Origin of the sequence: Paraburkholderia sp. MM5482-R2 (genome assembly GCF_050436125.1) — a bacterium.
In the GTDB taxonomy this organism is placed as follows: Bacteria; Pseudomonadota; Gammaproteobacteria; order Burkholderiales; family Burkholderiaceae; genus Paraburkholderia; species Paraburkholderia tuberum.
Genome location: NZ_JBNDLP010000003.1, coordinates 833,225 through 855,033 on the forward strand (window position 1 = coordinate 833,225; position 21,809 = coordinate 855,033).

20 protein-coding genes and 3 pseudogenes are annotated in these 21,809 nt (G+C 61.5%); 18 read left to right on the forward strand and 5 right to left on the reverse strand.

Annotated features, from left to right (window positions below):
• The first annotated feature begins 130 nt into the window (after nt 1–130).
• From OKW37_RS25955 to OKW37_RS25990, 8 genes and pseudogenes are all read left to right on the forward strand, one after another.
• Nucleotides 131–1,252: a porin gene (locus OKW37_RS25955; RefSeq protein ID WP_429402617.1), complete on the forward strand. Its 1,122-nt coding sequence runs from the start codon at nt 131–133 to the stop codon at nt 1,250–1,252.
• 77 nt (nt 1,253–1,329) lie between these two features.
• Nucleotides 1,330–2,601 carry an anthranilate 1,2-dioxygenase large subunit AndAc gene (gene andAc, locus OKW37_RS25960; protein WP_429402618.1) on the forward strand — a complete coding sequence of 424 codons (1,272 nt, stop codon included), beginning with the start codon at nt 1,330–1,332 and terminating at the stop codon, nt 2,599–2,601.
• Nucleotides 2,602–2,621: 20 nt separating this feature from the next.
• Nucleotides 2,622–3,095, forward strand: a complete 474-nt coding sequence (gene andAd, locus OKW37_RS25965) for an anthranilate 1,2-dioxygenase small subunit AndAd (protein WP_429402619.1) — start codon at nt 2,622–2,624, stop codon at nt 3,093–3,095.
• A gap of 10 nt (nt 3,096–3,105) precedes the next feature.
• Nucleotides 3,106–3,429, forward strand: a complete 324-nt coding sequence (andAb, locus tag OKW37_RS25970; RefSeq protein WP_429402620.1) for an anthranilate 1,2-dioxygenase ferredoxin subunit AndAb — start codon at nt 3,106–3,108, stop codon at nt 3,427–3,429.
• Entirely contained in the window at nt 3,419–4,642 is a 1,224-nt protein-coding gene (gene andAa / locus OKW37_RS25975) for an anthranilate 1,2-dioxygenase system ferredoxin--NAD(+) reductase (RefSeq protein WP_429402621.1), read from the forward strand. Before andAb ends, andAa begins: the two co-directional genes overlap by 11 nt.
• 162 nt (nt 4,643–4,804) lie before the next feature.
• Nucleotides 4,805–4,957: pseudogene (locus OKW37_RS25980) on the forward strand (phospholipase effector Tle1 domain-containing protein); the annotation flags it as partial.
• Between the two features lie 391 nt (nt 4,958–5,348).
• The gene (locus OKW37_RS25985; protein ID WP_429402622.1) at nt 5,349–6,329 is read left to right on the forward strand and encodes an AAA family ATPase; all 981 of its coding nucleotides are present in this window, start codon (nt 5,349–5,351) and stop codon (nt 6,327–6,329) included.
• The gene (locus OKW37_RS25990) at nt 6,295–6,879 is read left to right on the forward strand and encodes a hypothetical protein (RefSeq protein ID WP_429402623.1); all 585 of its coding nucleotides are present in this window, start codon (nt 6,295–6,297) and stop codon (nt 6,877–6,879) included. Before OKW37_RS25985 ends, OKW37_RS25990 begins: the two co-directional genes overlap by 35 nt.
• Before the next feature lie 39 nt (nt 6,880–6,918).
• On the opposite strand, the pseudogene OKW37_RS25995 reads toward OKW37_RS25990, so the two are convergent.
• A pseudogene (locus OKW37_RS25995) lies at nt 6,919–7,654 on the reverse strand (IS6 family transposase).
• A gap of 48 nt (nt 7,655–7,702) precedes the next feature.
• On the opposite strand from OKW37_RS25995, the pseudogene OKW37_RS26000 reads away from it, so the two are divergent.
• Nucleotides 7,703–8,294, forward strand: a pseudogene (locus tag OKW37_RS26000) (TetR/AcrR family transcriptional regulator).
• A gap of 18 nt (nt 8,295–8,312) precedes the next feature.
• Here OKW37_RS26000 and OKW37_RS26005 read toward each other — a convergent pair.
• From OKW37_RS26005 to OKW37_RS26020, 4 genes are all read right to left on the reverse strand, one after another.
• Nucleotides 8,313–9,092, reverse strand: a complete 780-nt coding sequence (locus OKW37_RS26005) for a class II aldolase/adducin family protein (RefSeq protein WP_429402624.1) — start codon at nt 9,090–9,092, stop codon at nt 8,313–8,315.
• 31 nt (nt 9,093–9,123) lie between these two features.
• Nucleotides 9,124–9,993: an amidohydrolase family protein gene (locus OKW37_RS26010; protein WP_429402625.1), complete on the reverse strand. Its 870-nt coding sequence runs from the start codon at nt 9,991–9,993 to the stop codon at nt 9,124–9,126.
• Between the two features lie 31 nt (nt 9,994–10,024).
• Nucleotides 10,025–11,311 (reverse strand): MFS transporter, encoded by a 1,287-nt coding sequence (locus OKW37_RS26015; protein ID WP_429402626.1) that lies wholly within the window; start codon nt 11,309–11,311, stop codon nt 10,025–10,027.
• Between the two features lie 272 nt (nt 11,312–11,583).
• A complete protein-coding gene (locus tag OKW37_RS26020) occupies nt 11,584–12,600 on the reverse strand; it encodes an IS110 family transposase (protein ID WP_090806496.1) in 1,017 nt (338 codons plus the stop codon).
• A 421-nt stretch (nt 12,601–13,021) separates the two neighbouring features.
• On the opposite strand from OKW37_RS26020, the gene OKW37_RS26025 reads away from it, so the two are divergent.
• Genes OKW37_RS26025 through OKW37_RS26065 form a run of 9 tightly spaced genes read left to right on the forward strand, consistent with a single transcriptional unit; the run spans nt 13,022 to nt 21,740 of the window.
• Nucleotides 13,022–13,753, forward strand: a complete 732-nt coding sequence (locus tag OKW37_RS26025; protein WP_429402627.1) for an IclR family transcriptional regulator — start codon at nt 13,022–13,024, stop codon at nt 13,751–13,753.
• Nucleotides 13,753–14,583, forward strand: a complete 831-nt coding sequence (locus tag OKW37_RS26030) for an enoyl-CoA hydratase/isomerase family protein (RefSeq protein ID WP_429402628.1) — start codon at nt 13,753–13,755, stop codon at nt 14,581–14,583. Before OKW37_RS26025 ends, OKW37_RS26030 begins: the two co-directional genes overlap by 1 nt.
• A 45-nt stretch (nt 14,584–14,628) precedes the next feature.
• Nucleotides 14,629–16,254, forward strand: a complete 1,626-nt coding sequence (locus tag OKW37_RS26035) for an acyl-CoA mutase large subunit family protein (protein ID WP_429402629.1) — start codon at nt 14,629–14,631, stop codon at nt 16,252–16,254.
• Nucleotides 16,251–16,715, forward strand: coding sequence for a cobalamin B12-binding domain-containing protein (locus OKW37_RS26040; protein WP_429354634.1), 465 nt, complete (start codon nt 16,251–16,253; stop codon nt 16,713–16,715). The genes OKW37_RS26035 and OKW37_RS26040 overlap by 4 nt, the downstream gene beginning before the upstream one ends.
• Nucleotides 16,712–17,890 (forward strand): CaiB/BaiF CoA transferase family protein, encoded by a 1,179-nt coding sequence (locus OKW37_RS26045; protein ID WP_429402630.1) that lies wholly within the window; start codon nt 16,712–16,714, stop codon nt 17,888–17,890. The genes OKW37_RS26040 and OKW37_RS26045 overlap by 4 nt, the downstream gene beginning before the upstream one ends.
• Nucleotides 17,887–18,795 carry a GTP-binding protein gene (locus OKW37_RS26050; RefSeq protein WP_429402631.1) on the forward strand — a complete coding sequence of 303 codons (909 nt, stop codon included), beginning with the start codon at nt 17,887–17,889 and terminating at the stop codon, nt 18,793–18,795. The genes OKW37_RS26045 and OKW37_RS26050 overlap by 4 nt, the downstream gene beginning before the upstream one ends.
• A 57-nt stretch (nt 18,796–18,852) precedes the next feature.
• Complete coding sequence (gene dctP, locus OKW37_RS26055; RefSeq protein ID WP_429402632.1) at nt 18,853–19,872, forward strand: TRAP transporter substrate-binding protein DctP; 1,020 nt, start codon at nt 18,853–18,855, stop codon at nt 19,870–19,872.
• A gap of 9 nt (nt 19,873–19,881) precedes the next feature.
• Entirely contained in the window at nt 19,882–20,430 is a 549-nt protein-coding gene (locus OKW37_RS26060; RefSeq protein WP_429402633.1) for a TRAP transporter small permease, read from the forward strand.
• Entirely contained in the window at nt 20,427–21,740 is a 1,314-nt protein-coding gene (locus OKW37_RS26065) for a TRAP transporter large permease (protein WP_429402634.1), read from the forward strand. The genes OKW37_RS26060 and OKW37_RS26065 overlap by 4 nt, the downstream gene beginning before the upstream one ends.
• The last annotated feature ends 69 nt before the right edge of the window (nt 21,741–21,809 follow it).

Genomic DNA, 21,809 nt, shown 5'->3' on the forward strand with positions numbered 1-21,809 from the left:
AAGGTTCGTTCAGCCTCAGTGATTTTCAAACTCACGGTTGAGAAATGGATGCCTATCTGTTGTCCAAAATCTATTAAATGAACTTCGGCGTCCGAACCGTATTTTGGCAAAATTTAAAAAGGGAATAGTCGTGAACAAACGGCTCATTGTTCTTCTAGGTATGTCGCTTGTGAGCAGCGCGGCTTTTGCTCAGAGTAGTGTGACTCTGTACGGGATTATCGACAACGGGCTCACGTGGACGAGCAATCAGGGTGGCAAGAGCGCTGTCCAGATGCAAGGCAGCATTTCCCAGGGCAATCGCTGGGGCCTTAGGGGGGCTGAGGATCTGGGTGGCGGGACGTCGGCCATTTTTCGCCTGGAGAACGGATTCAACGTCAATACCGGTACGCTCAGTCAAGGCGGACGCCTGTTTGGTCGGCTGGCCTATGTCGGGCTGTCGAACGATCGTTACGGTACGTTCACATTAGGCCGGCAGGGCGAAGCGGTGGGCGATTATATCGGAGCACTGTCCGCAAACGGAACGTTGCCGGGCGGCATTCTGTTTCCCCACCCGGGCGACCTGGACAATAACGGCATCGACTTTCGCCTCAACAATGCGGTCAAGTATGTGTCGCCGAAGATTGCTGGTTTGACCGGTGTTGCGATGTATAGCTTCGGCGGTGTTCCAGGTGACTTTAAAAAGACCAGCGCGAAATCTTTTGCTCTTCAATACGTAGGCGGGAGTCTGCAACTGGTCGGAGCCTACACGTCGATCGACCATCCAGCAGTGGCCGTACCTGAAGGCGTATGGACGCCGAATAACACAGTCAATGGCAATTACGGTCTCGCGGCTAGTAGCTACAAGGTGCTTGCTCTTGCGGCCGCCTATACGATCGGCTCCGCCCGATTTACCGCTGATTGGACGCACACGCAATTCGGCGGCCTTGATCCCACACTCGGAGCCAAGATCAATGGCCACGTGACATTCAATATTGCTGAGTTTGTGGCCAGCTATATGGTCACACCAACGCTTCAATTGGGCGCTGCATACAGTTACACACTAGGCAATGTATCGGCAACGGGGAAATCGCCGCACTATAACGAGGTCGATGCCAGCGTCGATTACCTTCTTTCGAAAGCAACGGACGTCTACGCGTCCGCAACATACATGCGCGCGGGTGGCGGCGCCGTAGCCGATCTCGCCCCGGTCCTTTCCCCTTCGAGTTCGCAGAATCAGCTCGCTCTGCGGCTTGGCATCCGGAAGAGATTCTAGCCGAGCCGATAGCCTGAGCTCGTCGCTTGATCAAGAACTTCTGGGGAATCCCACTCCCTCAAACTGGAGAAGCCACCATGGAAATGGTTGAATCACGCCTGCTTCCGCTGGGCATGCCTGAGTCTGACTTTGTCAAGTTTCCGCGCGAAGATGGTTCCCGGGTACCTTACAAGGTATTTAGCTCGCGAGCCGTCTACGACCGCGAGCAGGAACGCGTCTTTCGAGGCCCGACGTGGAATTTCGTTGCACTCGAAGCTGAAATCCCGAACCCAGGTGACTACAAGAGCACCTTCGTCGGCGACACACCGGTGGTCGTCACCCGCCTCGAAGAGGGCAGCCTGTCGGCATGGGTGAACCGCTGCGCACATCGCGGCGCATCAGTGTGCCGCAAGGCGCGCGGCAACGCTACGTCGCACACTTGCGTCTATCACCAATGGAGTTTCGACAACAGCGGTAACCTGCTCGGTGTGCCGTTCCGGCGCGGACAGAAGGGGATGACGGGCATGCCGGCGGATTTCGATCCGAAGAATCATAGCCTTAAAAAGCTGCGTGTCGACAGCTATCGCGGCCTCGTATTCGCCTCGTTCAGCGACGAGGTCGCGCCGCTGCCGGAATATCTCGGTGCGGAAATGCGCCCGTGGATCGACCGTATTTTTCATAAGCCGATCGAGTATCTCGGCTGCACGCGTCAATTCTCGAAATCGAACTGGAAGCTGTATTTCGAGAACGTGAAGGACCCGTATCACGCGAGCATGTTGCATCTGTTCCACACGACCTTCAATATTTTCCGGGTCGGCATGAAGGCACGGTCGATTCCTGATGCAACGCACGGCCTTCACAGCATTATCACAGTGACGAAGACCGGTGAAGATACATCGGCCGCATACAAGCAGCAGAACATTCGATCATTTGACGAAGGATTCGCGCTCGAAGACGACTCGATTCTCGGTCTTGTGTCCGAATACGAAGAAGACACGACGAATCACATCCAACCGATCTTCCCGCAACTGGTGATCCAGCAGATTCACAACACGCTGGTCGCCCGTCAGTTGCTGGCGAAAGGCCCGAACAACTTCGAATTGATTTTCCATTTCTTCGGCTACACCGACGACACCCCCGAGCTGCGCGAGTTGCGGCTCAAGCAGGCGAACCTTGTCGGCCCCGCGGGCTATATCTCGATGGAAGACACGGAAGCCACCGAACTCGTTCAGCGAGGCACGATTCGCGACGCGGACGCCACGTCGGTCATCGAAATGTCGCGCGGCAATCCCGACCAGCAGGACACGGTGATTACAGAGAGCCTGATCCGCAAGTTCTGGGTGGGTTACCAGAAGCTGATGGGCTATTGAACGTCGACGGAGAACACATCATGGATGCAATGAAGCTGTGGTTCGAACTGCACAGGCTGCAGGACCAGTACATCAACAATCTCGACAACGACCGTCTCGAAGCATGGCCGGCGCTGTTTACCGAAGACTGCCTGTACGAGATCGTTCCGAAGGAAAACGCGGACCTGGGTCTGCCAGTTGGCATCATCTATTGCACAAACCAACGCATGCTGCGGGACCGTGTGGTGTCGCTGCGCAATGCGAACATCTATGAAGAACACAGCTACCGCCACATGACATCGGGTCTCACAGTGACCGGTGAGAAAGACGGTGTGATCGAAACGGAAAGCAACTACGTGGTAATCCAGACGCTTTCCAACGGCGAGTCGGGTGTGTATCAGGCGGGCAAATATTACGACCGCGTGGTGCATACACCCGATGGTTTGCGCTACAAGGCGAAGCGCGCGATTTACGATACGTCGCGTGTGCAGACCTTGCTCGCGACGCCGATCTGAGGAGGTTGCAATGGATCAGTTGGTCAACGTTTGGCAGACCCTCGGCGCGCTCGACGACTATACGGAAGGTGAGCCCGTTGCGATTGTCTCTGGCTCGAAGCAGATCGCAATTTTCAGGCTCGGCGAAGAAGTGTTCGCGCTGAACGATCTGTGCACGCACGGTCATGCGCGTTTGTCGGAAGGCTATGTGGAAGATGGTTGTGTCGAATGTCCGCTGCATCAAGGGCTAATCGACATTCGCAGCGGGGCGCCGCGTTGTGCGCCGGTGACGGAAGCCGTGCGCAGTTTCCCAATCCGGATAGTCGACGGCCGGGTGGAAATTCATGTCGAATAAACCTTATGTGATCGTCGGCGGAGGGCATGCGGCGCGGCGCGCAGCGGAATCGCTGCGAGAGCGTAACGCCGACGTGCGGATCGTGATGATCGGTGCAGAGCCGGAGTTGCCGTACGACCGGCCAGTATTGTCGAAAGACGTGCTTACCAGTGGCGAAGGGGAGCGTCGTGCTTTTATCCGCGACGAAGCGTTTTATAGAGATCATCGAATCGAATTGCGACTAGGCTTGAGCGTCGAGTCGATCAATCGGACGCGAAAAGAAGTGACTCTGGCTGAGGGAACCACGCTCGAGTACGAGTGCCTACTGCTTGCAACGGGCTCTCGCGTACGACGCTTCAGCGGGCCAGTCGAGGAGGGCGTAACGCTACACTACGTTCGCACTGTGGCCGATGCTCGCGCGTTGCGTGCAGATCTTGCGCCGCGCCGGCGCGTCGTGGTTTTGGGCGGCGGCTTTATAGGTCTCGAAGTCGCAGCGTCGGCGGCAACGCTTGGATGTACGGCTGTCGTGATCGAGCCGGCTGGCGCGCTGTTGCAGCGATCGATGCCGGCTGCAATCGGGGATTTTGTACTGTCGATGCATCGGGAAAAGGGCGTCGATATCCGGCTGAACGTAAAGCCTCTCGGGATTCGACGTAGTGCGAATGGTGATGGTGCGGTCATCGAAACCGACAACGGCGATATTGAGGCCGATGTGGTGGTGATCGGCATTGGCGTTGTGCCGAATGTGGAACTTGCTGCGCAAGCGGAGTTGGACGTCGAAAACGGCATTGTCGTCGATGCGCAATGCAGAACGAGCGACCCGGCGATTTTCGCGGCTGGCGAAGTAACAATGCACTTTAATCCGCTGATGGCGCGGCACGTGCGCATCGAGTCGTGGCAGGTCGCTGAGAATCAACCGGCGATTGCGGCTGCAAACATGCTTGGCGGTGCGGACAGCTATGCGGAAATACCTTGGCTGTGGTCCGATCAGCACGATTGTAATCTGCAAACGCTAGGTGTTTTTACTGACAGTCAGAGGTTGGTGACGCGAGGCACAGCCGGTGATCGCGCGTTCAGCCTGATGGCGTTGGGCGAGTCTGGGGAGTTACAGGCGGTGGCCGCGGTGAACTCCGGTCGCGACATCAGCGCATGCAAACGACTGATAACCACGCGTAAGCCGCTAGACCCAACAAAACTGGCTGACCCGACTGTTCCCTTGCGCTCATTGCTTTAGGCTATTTCGACGACCCGAAAAGTCTAATTGTGCAAATCATCACGCGTGTGGTTCACAGACATCATCCTCGTTGGTCTCAGTCTCGTACGTGTCTGCACCTTATTCGCGGTGCGTCGATAAAGATGGAGAACGGTGCTGGGTCGGGAAGGATCTGCAGCGTATCCGCTGCGCATCACCTTCATGGGCCTGTTCGATACGGTAGCGTCGGTCGGCGGCCCGGCCCTGCATCTGGACTGGGCGTCCGAACTGGCGATTCCACCAGAGGTCGAGCGGTGCGTGCATTACGTGGCCGCCCACGAGGTCCGGAACGCGTTCCAGCCCTTCGCATTGCCCTTCACCATCGAGTCGACAATGTTCTGCAAAGCGGAGTACGCGATCTTGTCCTTGATGTTGACCGTCGTGCTCGATGCTCAAGGGGCGTGGCGCGTGGTGCCGCACAACCTCAAACTGCGCCAGGAGATCCGCAAGCACGGGGGCAAACGGCGTGGACATGTCGGGGGCGAGGCCAATCCGATCGGAACGTACGTACAGGAAAAGCTCGCGCAGGCGAAAAAGACACGTAAGGCTGCCACACAACTTGCCCATGCCATGCGGCTGCTGGGTTCTGCCCCAACTGTGCGTGCGCCCCGCGCCCCGGTGCGTCCAAAGAAACTTTCCATCGGTACCGGCCAGGTCTTTTAACCCTGTCGTTTGCATGGGAGGCATCATGTCGCTTCAGAAACCACGCCCCATTGATCCGTCGCTGCAGCCACTGGCGTCTGGCAACTACCGCATCGCCACGCCCGCGATCGAGGCGCTCTACGAGCTGGTCGTCCGGTGTCTACGCTACCGGATCATGGAGGCACTGATCTACGGGCCAGCGCGGATCGGCATGACCCGCGCGATTGAGTATGTGCGTCTGCTGCTCGCGCGCAATTATCCGAAGATGACAAGCTATCACGCGCAGTGCGAACACAAGCCGCGGCACGCCGAAGGCCCATTCTTCGCAAACCTGCTCGAGGCCGTCGGCGACCCGGACCCGAACGCCGGATCGAATCCCTCGAAACGCATGCGTCTGTCGCTGAGAATCCGCGAGGCGGCGGCCCGGGCCGGCAGCGGCACCGTGCTCCTCTTTTGCGACGAAGCACAGCGTTACAACGAGAACGAATACGAGTGGCTGCGTGACGTTCACGACGCACTCGACCGGCAGAATATCAAGCTATTCACGTTTCTGGTGGGCCAGCAGGAGCTCCTCGCGCAGAAGACCGCGATGCAGGTCGCCGGCAAGACACAGATCGTCGCGCGACTGATGGTCGAGGAGCTGGCGTTTTACGGCATCCGCAACGCCGAGGACGTGGCGACGTGTCTGAACAGGTACGACCAGACCGGTTACCCGGAAGGCAGCGATTGGAGTTTTACGCGCTTTTATATTCCGCAGGGTTTCGATGCAGGGTATCGGCTGGTCAGTGACGCGGACGCGCTGTGGCGCGCGTTCGAGGCTGCGCACAACAAGGCGAACCTGCCGGGCCGGCTGGAAATCCCCATGGAATCATTTGCGCGCGTTGTCGAGATCGTGCTGAAGGAAAGAGAAGTCAAGGACAGTCTGCAATACTGTCCGGAACCCGCGCTGTGGACTCACGCCGTACAGCACTGCGGCTATGTGCAGTCACGTCATGCAACCGGACGCGTGCTCGTCGCCACCGTGTAACAATCCGGTGCTGCGAGCGCCGAGCTTTCCGATCCTCACGCTCGACGAACGCAGGCTGACGCCCTCGCTGGGTTACGTCTTCAACAGGAAGTGGCTCCATCCCTGCGAATCGCTCATCTCGATCGTCTGGAACTTCGAGAAGGCGGATGCGCTGCCCGGGCACGTCGTCGCGCGTCTGATGGGACCGGATATCGATCCGTACGAAGGCATCGTTCCGCAATTGGGTACGGTCGATATCCAGCGACTACGCGACACGCTCGCCGTGCCGATGAAAACGCTGCGGACATCTCTGTTGCTGCCGTCACATCGACGCCGTTACAGTGGACTGTTTCGCTACTGTCACCGCTGCGTAGCGCGTGGCTACCATAGCGTACTCCATCAGATGGACGGCGTAGGCATGTGCCCGGCGCATCGCCAGCCGCTGGAAACGGCATGTCGCCGCTGTGGTTACGAGGCGCAGTGTCTCGCCAGCGTCCGGCTTCTGGAGGCGCCGTATCGCTGCGCATACTGCCGCGCAAGTTACGGGGTCAGGGGGGCGTTGTCACGTTGACTTGCTGATGGCGCAAAACAGCAGAGCACGCGTGTTGGCTCAGACAGCTGACGGATTTTGGGCGAGCTCGGTGAAACGATGCCATGCGGCAAAGCGTTGGGCGAGTTGCTTGCGAAAGAGCGAAGCGCGCAGCAGATGTCGCTTGAGCGCGAAGTGCTGCCGGATCGGACCGAAGCTTGACAGGAACGCCTGAGTCCGTTTCGGCTCGCGGAAGCCACGCATGCGGCGCTCGCGTTCGCGCGTGGGTTGGTGACTGTTTTCGGCCCGATTATTTACGCGTGCGGCAGCCTTGACGAACACGTGTTTCACGTGCGCCAGTTCGGGGATGTCGGCCTTGGCGGCCGGATAGCTGCGTAATTGATCGGTAACGATCTTGCGCGGGCACAGGACATGAAAGAAGCACTCGCCTGAAGAACCGTTTGGCGGCCGCCTTGTCCCGCCGTTTCTGCAATAGGACGTCGAGTTCTGCGCCGTGCTCGTCAACCGCACGCCATAGCAGGTAAGGCTCGCCGCGCAAGGTCACAAACACTTCGTCCAGATGCCACGTGGTGCCGGGCTTGCGGCGAGCAGCCTTGACGCGAGATGCGAAGTCCGCGCCAAATTTGTCGCACCAGCGGCGAATAGTCTCGTAGCTGACGACAACACCACGCTCGAACAGCAGTTCTTCGATGTCGCGTAGGCTCAGCTGGAACCGGAAGTACCAGCGCACGGCGCAACTGATGACGACCGCCGGAAAGCGATGACCGTAATATAGCGATTTCGTCTTGTTCGTCACGGCATCTTACTCGAGCGCGTCGCCAATGTGACAGTGCCTTATTGATCAATGGACAATCAGACCCGTTCCGAGACGACCCGCAAGAAGGCTATTGAGGCCGCATTCACAATCCTTGCGCGAGAAGGCGTGGGTGGCCTTACATTCGATTCGCTGTCGCGCGAGAGTGGCGTGAGCAAGGGGGGGCGGCTGCATCCGCACCAAGCATGGTGTGCTTACAGCGCTGCTTGATTATCAGCGGCAACAGTTTGAACAGATCCGGCTCGACTACCTGGCGAAGGAAGCAGGCAAGAAAGCCGAACCGAATCTCGCGGCGCATATAGCCGTCTATCGGGAGTCCATCAAGCAGCCGCATTCGGTCGCGCGAGCCGTGCTGGCAGCGTTGGTCGAGAGTCCGGAACTGCTCGACGACTCGAAAGCGGCGGATGCAGACAGGATGAAAGCACTCCAGCGCGAGTCGGGCGACCTCGAGCTTTCATTGCTTCGCTATTTCGCTGCAAGCGGCATAGCGTTCAATTCATTGCTTGGACTGGCGCCATTGCCCCAAACGATGATCAATCGCCTGTTTGACCGGTTGCTCGACGACGACAGCTGGCAGTCCCAGAAGCAGCAGCCGAAAACGCCAAAGCGGGCTGCGCGATAAGGGGTGACCGCCCTGCGTCTAGTTTCGATACGACGGGTCCCGTCGATCGAGAAACCGCAGCATCGCGGGCCACTCCATTTCGCCATAGGGGCGTCGCGTTTCCGGCTTGTACAGATGCGCGGTCTTGTCGATCACATGCTGAGGCGGCAAATGCAGCTCGGTATTGCATGCCATCGCGTCGACTTGCGCGCGGCATGCGTTCTCGAGCCAGTAGATCGCATTGAAGGCTTGCGGAATCGATGCACTCGCAACCAGCAGCCCATGATTGCGCAGGATCATCGCCTCGGCATGGCCCAGGTCTTCCTCGAGCGTCTTGCGTTCTTTGAGGTCGATCGCGACGCCCTGATAGTCGTGATACGCGACAGGGCCAAAGCGCATCGCTGTTTGCGTGAGCGGCAACAACCCACACGAAAGCGCCGAAACAGCGAGTCCGCCACGACTGTGCGTGTGGATCACGCAGTTCACGTCGTGCCGCGCGCTATGCACGGCGCTATGAATCACGTAACCGGCAGCGTTGACACCGTATGTGCCTTCGTTCGGATTGAAAAGAACGTTGCCGTCGATATCGATCGTGATCAGACTCGACGCCGTGATCTCCTCGTACATGTAGCCATACGGATTGATCAGCAGCCGCGTGTCGTCGCCAGGGATGCGCGCCGTGATGTGGTTGTATACGAGATCGCTCAATCCGAAATACGGCATCAGCCGATAACACGCGGCAAGATCGACACGCGTGTTCCACTCGGCTTCGGAAACCATCGACTTCGCATTCGACGGCATCTGTTGTTCCATCAGCATGTTCGTCTCCAGTACTCAACGGATCGCGCGCTCATTGCGGGTCGAACCCGTAGAGCGCGGCAGGGTTGTCCACGAGAATGCGTTGTTGCGCCTGTGCTGAAGGCGCCCATCGCATCAATGCATCGAGCAGCTCGCCGTCGTCGGGCATCGTGCCTTCGAAATTCGGATGCGGCCAGTCCGTGCCCCACACGCACCGTTCCGTCGCGACGCGCGCCAGCAGCGTCGCGAGTGCGTCGACATCGCGAAACGGATAGCCTACGCTCGAACAGCGATAGCCGCACAGCTTCAACCACGCGCGTCCGCCGTCGAGCAGCGCGCGCAACGCCGTGATCGCGGGATGCGCGATGCCCCACGCGGCGGGTATCTGTCCCATGTGATCGATGACGACATCGGTGGGCAGGCGGCGCAGGATCGGCAGCAAATCGGGCAGATCTTCGCCGTTCGCGTAGATCTGCGTGTGCCAGCCGAACGGCGCGATCTTGTCGGCGAGTTGCATCAGATGATCGACGGGCGGGCCGCCCGGCGTCACCAGATTGACGCGCACGCCGCGCGCGCCCGTTTCGTGCATTTGCCGCAGTTGCGCATCGCCGATCTGCGGAGCGACCACCACAACGGCACGGCTGCGTTGCACGCCGAAGTGCGCGACGGCATCCAGCGTGCAGCCGTTGTCGGTGGCGTAGAAACTGGGCTGCACGATCACTACGCGTTGCGTTCCGAGGACGTCCTGCACGTGTTCGTACTGGGCCAGCGTTGCCTCGGGCGGCGTATAGGCGCGGCGCTCGCTCAGCGGGAAACGCTCGAACGGACCGGTGACATGAATATGGCAATCGCACGCGCCGGGCGGTGCCTTCTGGTCGGGCGTCTTGATGGCCGTGCGTGGAGCCTGGCAAGTTGCGGACATGTGTCGGTGGCGTTGGCGGAACGTGTCGGTATCATGATGGCGTATAGCTGTTTGCAGCGCCGCCCTCGGTCTGCAGCGGCGTTTCGGCATCGTCGGGCAACGGTCGGCCGAGCGTTTCGGGCAACAGCAGCACGGCGAGCAGCATGACGGCGTAAGCCGCGATACCGAACGCCGCAATCGCATTGCCCAGTCCCATCACGCTCGTCAGCTTGCCCACCAGCGCGGGAAAGAGTGCGCCGATACCGCGGCCGAAGTTGTAGCAAAAGCCTTGGCCCGCCGCGCGCATGCGCGTCGGGAACAGCTCGGTCATGTACGGGCCCATCGGCGAAAACATCATGAATGCGCAGAGGCCGAGCGGAAAACCGAGCACGAGCATCGCGCCGTTGCTGATCGGCATCAACATGTAGGCGGCGAGAATCACGGCTGAACCGATTGCGCTGACCATGAACGTTCGTTTGCGCCCTATCGAGTCGGCCAGATACGCACCGAGGATAAAGCCGACAAACGCGCCGAGAATCATCACGGTCGTATAGCCCGTGGTGCCGATGATCGACAGGCCGCGTGTCGTCTTGAGGTAGGTCGGCAGCCAGATCAGGAATGTGTAAGAGCCGCCGATCGATCCTGTCGCCAGCGCCGAGACCCTGAGCGTCGTCGCCAGATAGTCGAGGCGGAAGATCGCGAGCAACTGGCGCAGCATGCCGCGGTTGCGCCGCTCGCGTCGGCCCTTCGTGAAGACAGCTGATTCAGGCACGTGCCGGCGCACCCAGAACACCAGCAGCGCGGGTGCGAGGCCGACCCAGAACAGCGCGCGCCACGCGAGTTGCTCCGGCATGATCGAAAAGAACAGGCCGAACAGCAGCGCGGCCATGCCCCAGCCCACGGCCCAGCCGCTCTGCACGATACCGACGGCGCGGCCCCGGTACGCGCCGCGCACCGTCTCGCCGACCAGCACCGCGCCCGCCGCCCATTCGCCGCCGAAGCCGAAGCCTTGCAGCGCGCGGCAGATGAAGAGCTGCTCGTAGTTCTGCGTGAAACCGCACGCGAACGTGAAGACCGCGTACCAGAGAATCGTCGCCTGCAAGACGGCGACGCGCCCGAAGCGGTCGGCGGCCAGCCCGCTCAACCATCCGCCGACCGCCGACGCCAGCAGCGTCACCGTGCCGAGCACGCCTGCTTCGGCAGCCGTGATGTGCCAGCCGACCATCAGCGCCGGAATCACGAAGCTGTAGACCTGCACGTCGAGCGCGTCGAGTGTCCAGCCAAGGAAGCAGCCGGCCATGGTGCGCCGCTCAGTCTTGTCGAGCTCCGTCATCCACATATCTGTCTTATATGGACGCCTCCCGGTTTGCCAGGTGATATTCGGTGTGTGACGGACAGGATGAGGTTGCAGACTTATATCCGGCCTGTGGTGCGGATGGTGATCCGCTGGCCCTGATGGAATCTGCCGGGGAAGTCCTCATCTCCTGCGAGTCCTCGAAGGACAGGACAGAATTCAGGTTTGCTTCCCCGCGGTCCGACCTGTTTCGCCATCACATGTATATCAACCTGCGCAACCTATTAGCGACCACGTCTCCATAGTTAGTTGATCTTCTACGCAGCGTGAGCCACGTAACCAGATTGGTACGTTCGAGCGTGGGCAAGCAGCGCCCAGATCGTGCGTGCCGTTTTGTTTGCGAGCGCGACGACCACTACATTGAACGGTCGTCGCGCGAGCAAACGTTGCAGCGCGTCGCTCAGGTGCTTCGGATGCGAGAGCACTGCGCGCGCGCCGTGAATCAGCAAGGTACGCAAGTACACGTCGCCTCTTTTGCTGATGCCCAGCAGCTTGACGCGACCTCCCGTGCCGCTTTGCCGTGGCACCAGACCGAGGAACGCGGCGAACTCGCGCCCGGAGCGAAACGTACTCGCCTCGCCGATGGTGGCAATGGCGGCAGTCGCCGTGAGCAGGCCCACACCCGGAATGGCGGCGAGCCGCGTGGCCCCTTCATCCTGACGCAACCATGCTGCGAGCCGGTGTTCAATGGCACGGATGTCGCGCGTGAGCGCTTCGATACGCTGCAGTTGTTCGCGAAGCGTGTCGATGACCATGGCAGGCAAAGCGTCGGCCAGCTCGCCGAGCATGCGGGCCGCGTCGCTCATGCTGTGCGAGCCGCGATGCACTGCCGCGCCAAACTCGTACAGCAAGCCGTGCGTCTGGTTAATCTGCATGCGACGCATCTTGAGCAGTTGTGCGCGCACGCGGTGCAGCGTCAGCACCGCTTGCTGCGCTTCGCTCTTCACAGCGACGAAACGCATCTCCGGCCGTTGTGCAGCTTCCCAGATCGCCTGCGCGTCTGCCACATCGGTCTTGTTGCGCTTCACAAACGGTCGGACGAATGACGGCGCAATGAGCCGGACTTGATGACCGAAGCTCGCGAAGCGGCGTGCCCAGTAATGGGCGCTGCCGCACGCTTCCATCGCGATGAGCGCGGGCGCCTGCTTCGCGAAGAACGTCACGAGCTGTTCGCGCTTGAGCTGACGACGGTTGATCTCGCCTGTGTCCATGTCTACCCAGTGCACCTGAAAGACCCGCTTTGCCAGGTCCACGCCAAACGTCGTAGTCTTCATTTCGAGCCCTCCTTACCCTCAGTGGTCGTTTTGACACCACCACTTTGGCACTCTGATGCCGTCGGGTATAGCGAGGGCTCCGCCGTTCCTACTGCCCCTCCTATCCGACGCGGGAGGGAGGCGTCCATACCATCTCCTTGCCGATACGGGTCGTGTCTGATCCGCCGACCTTTACTTTTCGCTATTTCGAAAGTAATTTCGAATATATGGATTGACTATAGAAGCCAGTTTTTGAGGTGTCAAGAAAGGGTCGAGCAGCGAATAACGTCGTCGAAAGCGCGTCAAGAGCTTGTACAGCAAGGCTTCGCAGCTTTCCCGAAGCATGCACCAGGGCTTTCCATGAGCAGCCAGTGCTGGCGCAACCCAGCGTTTGGCCTATACTGAATTTCGAAATAACAAATTATTTTTCGAACATACGAAAATGAAGCCAACCGATCGAGCACTGGGCATCTTCGAAGCATTCGAGGCGGAAGGGCGTCCGATGACGCTCAGCGAACTTGCCGAGGCGGCCGGTTTGCCTGTCAGCACGAGTCACGGCATCGTGCGCGTGCTGCTCGAACGCGGCTATCTGTACCTGACGAGCCGCAGAAAGGACCTCTTCCCGACGCGCCGCCTGTACGACATGGCCGCGAAAATCATCGCCAACGATCCCTACCTCGAACGCATCGAGCCGCAGCTTCAGACGTTGCGCGACGCGACGCAGGAAACCGTGATCGTCGGCAAACGGCAGCATGACGAGATCGTCTATCTGAGCGTGCTCGAAGGGCCGCAGACGATCCGCTACAGCTCGGCGGCGGGCGCGTTGAAGCCGCTGCATTCGACTTCGATCGGCAAGGCGATGCTGAGCCGTGTCAATGCAGGCGAACTTCGACGCTTTCTCGCGCAGGCCGCGCTGACGAGCGTCACTGACAACACCTTGACCTCCGCCGACGACCTGTTCGACGACATCGCGCAATCGCGCGAGAAGGGCTATTTCGTGACGCGCGGCGAGAGCGTCAGCGACGTGTTCGCGATCGCGGTGCCCGTCGATGTGAATCGCGACGTGCTGGGCATTGCCGTCGCCGGCCCGCGCCACCGGATGGAAGACCAGATCGAGCGGATCGGCGCGGTGCTGCTAGAGGCGAAACGTTCGATCGAAGCGGGCGGTCATTGATGAGCGGCGAAATGTCGAGCGAGCGACAGGACGCGACTGAATCGGCTGTCCTGACGAGCGTGCGCGGCGGTGTGCTGCACGTGACCATCAACCGTCCGGACAAGCGCAATGCGCTGAATCGCGCGACGCTCGACGCCTTACGCGAAACCTTCGCCGATGCTGCACATGCCGCGGAGTTACAAGCCGTCGTGCTGTCGGCGGCGGGCGATCGCAGCTTCGCGGCGGGCGGCGATCTGCGCGAATTCGACGCGCTGCGCAGCGACGCCGATGCTGGTGCGCTGTTCGATCACGCGGCCGCCGCGCTCGATGCGATCCGCGCGACGCCTGTGCCCGTGATTGCCGCATTGAACGGCACGGCGTTGGGCGGCGGCGCGGAATTGGCGATCGCGTGCGACTACCGCATCGCGGCAGCACATGCATGCATCGGCTTCGTGCAGGCGACGCTCGCCATCACCACAGGCTTCGGCGGCGCCGCCGATCTGTTCGCGCTGCTTGGCCCGGCGCGCGCAATGCGCGTGCTTGCCGAAGCGCGTGTGCTCGAAGCGAGTGAAGCGCTGACGCTAGGTCTACTCGACGACGTGTGCGCGCAAGGTCAATCGGTCGACGAATGTGTCGCGCAATTCGTGAAGCCGTTCGTTGGCCGCCCGCCGCACGTCATTCGCGCGATGAAGCAGATTGCCGCTGCGCATCGAAGCGCGTTGTCGCAAGCCACGCGCGCTGCCGAACGCGCGGCTTTCGTCGCGACATGGACGGCGCCCGCGCATTGGGAGCAGGCGCAGAAGTTTCTCGACCGGCAGCGCACATCGGCGGCAGGCGGTTCGAAAACCTAGTCCGAGTCGTGCCGTTCAGCCACCGCAAGAAAGGAGCGTCACAGCATGAAGTCAAGCGCAGCCGAACTCGACGAAGCGATAGCGATGCCGCATCCCGACCGCACGCCGTCGGGACTGCATGTGCCCGTCGTGGTCGGTCCCAGCGAAGCGAACGGCACGGACGGCATCGGCGCGCCGGGACAGTTTCCATTCACGCGCGGCATCTTCCCTGACGGCTATCGCGGGCGACTCTGGACGATGCGCCAGTATTCGGGCTTCGGCACGGCAGAGGAATCGAACGAACGCTACCGCTTTCTGTTGCAGCAGGGGCAGACCGGACTTTCTGTCGCGCTCGATCTGCCGACACAGTGCGGCCTCGATCCCGACGATCCGATGGCGCGTTCGGAGATCGGCAAGGTCGGCGTCTCGCTGTCGAACCTGTCCGAGATGGAACTGCTGTTCCAGGGAATCGATCTGAGCCGCATCTCGACGTCGTTCACGATCAACGGCACGGCGGCGATGATCTACGCGATGTACGTCGCGTGCGCGGACAAGCAGGGCGTGCCGCGCGACAAGCTGACGGGCACGATCCAGAACGACATCCTCAAGGAGTACGTGGCGCGCGGCACATGGATTTTTCCGGTGCGTCCTTCGATGCGTCTGATCGCCGATTCGATCCTGTATTCGAATGGAGTGTCGCCGCGTTTCAACCCGATTTCGATTGCGGGCGCGCATATGCGCGACGCGGGGTGCACCGCTGTCGAGGAAATGGCGTACACGCTTGCCAACGGGCTGGCCTATGTCGATACCGTCGTCGCGCGCGGCGGCGATGTCGCGAAGTTCGCGCGCCGTCTGAGCTTCTTCTTCTACGTGCACATGGACCTCTTCGAAGAGGTCGCGAAGTTTCGCGCGGGGCGGCGCGTATGGGCACGGCTCATCCGGGAGCGCTACGGTGTCGACGACGAGAAGGCGCAGATGTTCCGCTTTGGCGTCGTGTGCGGCGGCTCATCGCTGACGTCGGCGCAGCCGTACAACAACGTCGTGCGGGTCGCGATCGAAACGTGCGCGGCCGTGATGGGCGGCGCGCAGTCGGTGTTCACCTGCGCATACGACGAAGCGTTTCAGATTCCGACCGAATTCTCCGCCGAGCTTGCGTTGCGCACGCAACAGATCATTGGCTACGAAAGCGGCATTGCGCGCACGGTCGATCCGCTAGGCGGCTCGTACTTCGTCGAGGAACTGACCGATCGCACGGAGGCGCGCATCCGCGAACTGATGGACGAAATCGACGCGTACGGCGGCGCGGTGAAAGCGATCGAAGACGGCTGGCTGCAATTGCGCATCGCAAAGAGCGCGCTGCAGCGCAAGCGCGAAACGGACGATCAGGAGCGGCTCGTCGTCGGGCAGAACTGCTTCCGGCGCGAGAACCAGGTCGAGCAGCCGGGCGAATTGTTCCATCTGAATCCGCAGGCGAGCGCGACTGTCGTCGAACGTTTCGAGCGGCTGCGCGACACGCGCAACCAGATGGAAGCGCAAAAGTCGCTGGATGCGCTGAGCACGGCGGCCGCGCGCGAAGACGGCAACCTGATGCCGTATCTCGTCGATTGCTGTCATGCGTACGCGACCGTCGGCGAAATGGTGGCGCGGTTGAAAGAGCAATGGGGCGAATTCGAGGAGCCGGTCCATCTATGAATAGCACGAGCAGCAAGTCCGCCGATCCGTCTGCCGCTGCCGGCGCAACAGTCCGCAGCCTGCACGCGCCGCTCAAGGGTAAGCGCATTCTCGTGGCCAAGCCCGGACTCGACGGCCACGATATCGGCGCGAAAGTGATCGCGCTCGCGTTGCGTGACGCGGGCGCAAGCGTGATCTACACCGGCTTGCGCAAGAGCCCAGAGTACATCGCGCGGATTGCCGTCGATGAAGACGTCGATGCCGTTGGACTGTCGATACTCTCGGGCAGTCATAACGAACTCGTCGCGCGCACGGTCGAACTGCTCGCCGACCAGGGCGCGGGCGCGATTCCCGTGTTCGTCGGCGGCACGATTCCCGCCGACGATCGCGCGGCGTTCCTGAAAGCGGGCATACGCGGCGTATTCACGAGCGACATGCCGCTCGACGACGTGATCGATGCCGTCGCGAAGGTGCTCGGATGAACGTGCCCGGTTTCGCCGCACCCGACGAAGCGCCGCAGAGCCGCGCGTCCGGCGGACCGCTCGCGGGGATTCGCGTGATCGAGATCGGGCACATGCTGATGGGCCCGTACTGCGGAATGCTGCTGGCCGACCTCGGCGCCGAGGTGATCAAGATCGAGCCGCCCGAGGGCGACATCGGGCGTTCGATCAGCCCGCATGCGATCGGCCCGCACAACGCGTATTTCGCCAGCCTGAACCGCAACAAGCAGAGCGTCGTGCTGGATCTGGCGAGCGAGACGGGCAAGCATGCGCTCGCGGCGATGGTGCGCGACGCGCACGCGCTCGTGACGAACCTGCGGCCGTCCGCGATCCGCAAACTCGGCCTCACGTACGACCGGCTGCGCTCGCATAACGAGCGGATCGTCTGCGTCGCGCTGACGGGCTTCGGTCTCGACAGTCCGCATGCGGAATTGCCCGCCTACGATTACGTGATCCAGGCGCTGACGGGCATCATGCATCTGACGGGCGACCCCGATGGACCGCCGACCAAGGCCGGCTTCTCGACCGTCGACAACTCGACGGGCATCATGGGTGCCGTCGGCTTGCTGGCGAAGATCGTCGAAGGGCGCGGCGGCCAGGTCGACATCGCGATGTTCGATGTGATGGTGTCGCAGCTCAACTACGTGGCAGGCGCCGCGCTCAACGGCGGCGAGCGGCCTTCACGGCATGCGCTGTCGTCGCATCCATACATCGTGCCGGCGCAACTGTTCCGCACGCGCGACGACTGGCTGATGCTGTTCATCACGCACGACAACTTCTGGCGCATCTTCGCGCAACGCGTCGGGCATCCCGAGTGGATCACGCAGACAGGCTTCGCGACGATGGCGGAACGGCGCGCACATCGCGACGCGGTGATCGGCGCGCTGTCCGCAATGTTCGCGGGAGAGACCACGCAGTATTGGCTCGATGCGCTGGCTTCGTCGGGCGTGGTGGTATCGCGGCTCGCATCGATTGCCGAGGCGCTTGGGAGCGCGCAGGCGCAGGCGCGCGGGCTTGTTGTCGAGATCGAATCGGAAGCGGGGCCGTTGAAGGTGGTCGGCAATCCGATTCATATCGACGGCGTTCACACTCGGTACGGCGTGCCGCCGCTTTTGGGCGAGCACACGGCGGCGTGGTGCGGCGAGGTGTCGACATGAGTGGCGCAACGGATGCCACTGCCGGCGTTGCGCGCCGTCAGTTGGCGCGCGATCTGTCGAAGCTCGCGCGCGCGAGCGTCGCCGAGTCGTTGCGCCTGTTGCGCGACAGTGACATCAAGCCCGCGCGTCGCATCGGCTTCACAGGGCCGCCGGGTGCGGGCAAGAGCACATTGATCGGCCGCGTGGCGAAGGCGCGCGCGGCGCGCGGCGAACCGATCGCGATCATCGCCATCGACCCGAGCAGCCCCACGACATCGGGCGCGCTGCTCGGCGACCGCGTGAGGATGGACGCCGTGCTCGCCGACACGGATGTCTTCATCCGCTCGCTGCCGAGCGGCTGGTCCGCCGATGGCCTCTCGGACAATCTCGCCGACGTGCTCGCCGCCGTCGAAGCCGACGGCTTCGCGGAAATCCTGCTCGAAACGGTTGGCGTGGGCCAAGTCGAAAACGGCGCACGCGCACTCGTCGACACGCTCGTGCTGACGATGGGCCCGCACTCGGGCGACCAGATCCAGGCGATGAAAGCAGGCGTGCTGGAGACAGCCGATATCGTCGTTATCAACAAATGCGATTTGCCGGGCGCCGAGCGCGTCGCGCAGGACATCGGCAACGTGCTCGAACGCAATCGCGCGAACGGGCGGCGCGTTGTGCCCGTCGTGTTGACGCGTGCAAACGATCAAGCATCGATTGCGCAACTCTCTTCCGCAATTGACGCCCACACGCACTGGCGTGCCGAGAATGTGGACACGGCGCGCGCAGAAGAGCTGCGCAAGCGCTTTCACGTGCGCAGTCTGCTGACGCGCCGCGTGGCCGAACTCATCGATACGTTGCCTGCCGACGCGCGCACCGCGTCGGTTGCCGAGCTATATGCGTGCATCGCGAAGCAGATAGGCGGTTCGGGATGACGCCAGTGTAGCGACACCATCCCGCACAACGACAAACCAAGACGGAAGGAGACGCGGATGAAACAACTTCGTTTTTTGATGACGACGCTGGTAGCGGCTGCCGCGTGCACATTCGCCGCGTTGCCCGCCGCGCACGCCGACGACACGATCACGCTGAAGATGGCGCATCAATGGCCCGACGATCCGAACGACTACGTCGTGCAGACAGGCAAGAAGTTCGCGCAGGAAGTGATGCAGCGCTCGGGCGGCAAGATTCATATCGACATCTTTCCCGCCGAATCGCTGGTGAAGGCGCTCAACATGCACACGGCGTTGCGCAGCGGCAGCGTCGATCTGGCGATTTACCCGTACATCTATGCAGCGGGCGCGGTGCCGCAGATGAACCTGATCCTGTTGCCCGGCCTCTGGAAGACACCCGACGACGTCTATCGCTTCCGTACCTCGGCGCCATGGCGCGAACTGGAAGCGAAGCTGGAAGCGTACGGCTTCAAGACATTGTGCTGGATACAGATATCGGGCGGCATGGCGTCGAAAGGAAAACCTGTCAACGTACCCGCCGATCTCGAGAAAACCAAGGTGCGCGGCGCAGGCAAGATGATGGAAGCGGCACTGCAGAGCGCGGGTGCGAGCACGGTGTCGATGGCGTCGTCGGAAACCTATAACGCGATGCAACTCGGTCTGCTGGACGGCTTGTGGACCTCGTCTGGCACCTTCGGCTCGTACCGTCTCTACGAAGTGGCCAAATACTACGACTCGCCCGAGCAGTACAGCATCTACTACACGATCGAGCCGATCGCGATCAGCATGAAAACCTGGAACAAGCTGACGCCCGCGCAACAGAAGATCATGACAGACGTCGGGCAGAGCCTCGAACAGAACGCGTTCGAAGGCGCGAAGGCCGACGACCGCCGCGTCGCGCAACTCTTTGCCAGCCACGGCGTGCAGATCCACAAGATGACGCTCGACGAATGGACGCAGTGGCAGAAGCTGTTCCAGCAGGTCAGCTTCACGAAGTTCCGCAACGAAGTGCCCGACGGCGCGCGGCTGCTCGATCAGAGCGTCGCGCTCTACAAGTAGGAGGACGGCATGCGCGGGCCGCTCGATCGTTTAATTCATCTGCTCGACGTCTTTTTCAAAGGCGTCGCGTTGTCGGCGGGCGTTGCGGTGATCGCGACAGTCGCGGTGATCTCGTACGGCGTACTGGCGCGCGAGGCATTGCATCTGTCGGACGTCTGGGTGACGGAAGTCACGACCTATCTGATGGCGTACATGACTTTCGTCGGTACGGCGGCGCTCGCGTGGCAGTCGCGGCATCTGAAAATCGATGTGCTCGGCCATCATTTGAATGACGGCGGTAGACGCGTGCTTGCGGCGTTTTCGACGGTGGTGATGTCGGCCGTTGCCGTCGTGATCGCGGTGCTGGCCGCGCAGTTCTGGTGGGACGCGTACTCGAGCGGCGAGCGTTCGTGGGGTATGTTCTCGTTGCCGCTGTGGATTCCGTATCTGTGTCTCCTCGCCGGCGCGCTGCTGCTGTCACTCGTGCAACTGGTGCGGCTCGCGACGATCGTCTTCGCGCGCCGCGAACTCACGCACGATCTGTCAGTCGACGAACTCGTGCTCGGGAGAGACAAGTGACCCAGCTATTCATCGGCGCCGGGATGTTCGGCGGGCTGCTCGCGGTATTGTCGTTCGGCGTGCCGATTGCGTTCGCGTTGCTGTTCGTCGCGCTGGTCTCGCTGTTCGTCACGGGCGGCGGCTGGGACGCGTTGAACCTGATTCCGAGCACTTACTGGGGTTCGGTCGCGACGTTCACGCTGACGTCCGTGCCGATGTTCATGTTCATGGGCGCGATCGTGTCGGCGTCGGGCATGGGCGCGCGGCTGTACAGCGCGCTCGCGACGATACTCGATGGCGTGCCGGGTGGTCTCGCCGTCGCGACCACGCTGGCATGCGGCGTGATGGCGGCCGTATCGGGATCGAGCGTCGCGACGGCGGCGGCGATCGGCGGGTTCGCGGTCTCCGAGATGCGCCGGCATGGTTTGCCCGCCGGGCAGGCGTGCGGCTCGGTCGCGGCGGGCGGAACGCTGGGCATTTTGTTGCCACCGAGCATTCCTCTCATCGTCTATAGCGTGATTGCCGAGCAGTCGATCGGCCGCTTGTTCGTCGCGACGCTCGTGCCTGGCGCGATCATGGCGACAGCCTTCGCCCTCTATCAGATGGCGCTCGCGCTGCGGCGCAAAGCGCGCGGCGAAGCACGCACGCGTCCACTCGCGCCGCTTCGCGCGCGCATCGTCGCGCTGAAGGATATCGGCCCGTTCGCGCTGCTGATCCTGATCATCCTCGGCTCGCTGTATCGCGGACTCGCGACGCCGCAGGAGGCGGCATCGCTCGGCATCATCGCGAGCCTGATTCTCGCGGGCGTTGTGTATCGCGAGTTGAACTGGCGCAAGTTTCACGAGATTCTCGTGAGCGCGGCGCAAAGCAGCGTGATGATTCTCGCCGTGATTTCATCGGCGATCGTGTTTGGCTATGTGATGACGACGAGCCAGGTCGCGTCGTCGCTCACGCAGGCAGTGGCGGGCGCGCATGTCGCGCCGTGGGTGCTGTTCGTCAGCGTCAACCTGCTGTTGATTTTTCTCGGCTGCTTCATGGAGACCATTGCGATCATCGTCGTGACGATGCCCGTGCTCGTGCCAGTGGTGCAGGCGTATCACTGGAACCTGATCTGGTTTGGCGTGGTCGTTGTCATCAACATGGAAATGGCGCTGATCCATCCGCCCGTCGGGCTCAATCTCTTTGTCGTGCAAAGCGTGGCGCCGGATGTGCCACTGAGACGCATCGTGCTCGGCACGCTGCCGTATGTGTTCATCATGGCCGGGGTGCTGGCGCTGATCGGTGTATTTCCACAACTCACGAGCCTGCTGTTCAGGGCATCTTCTTCGTGAACCCATAGGAAAGCGTATTGGCCCTGAATGTTGTGTTGCGGTGCGACAAGAACCAGCCTATAACCATCC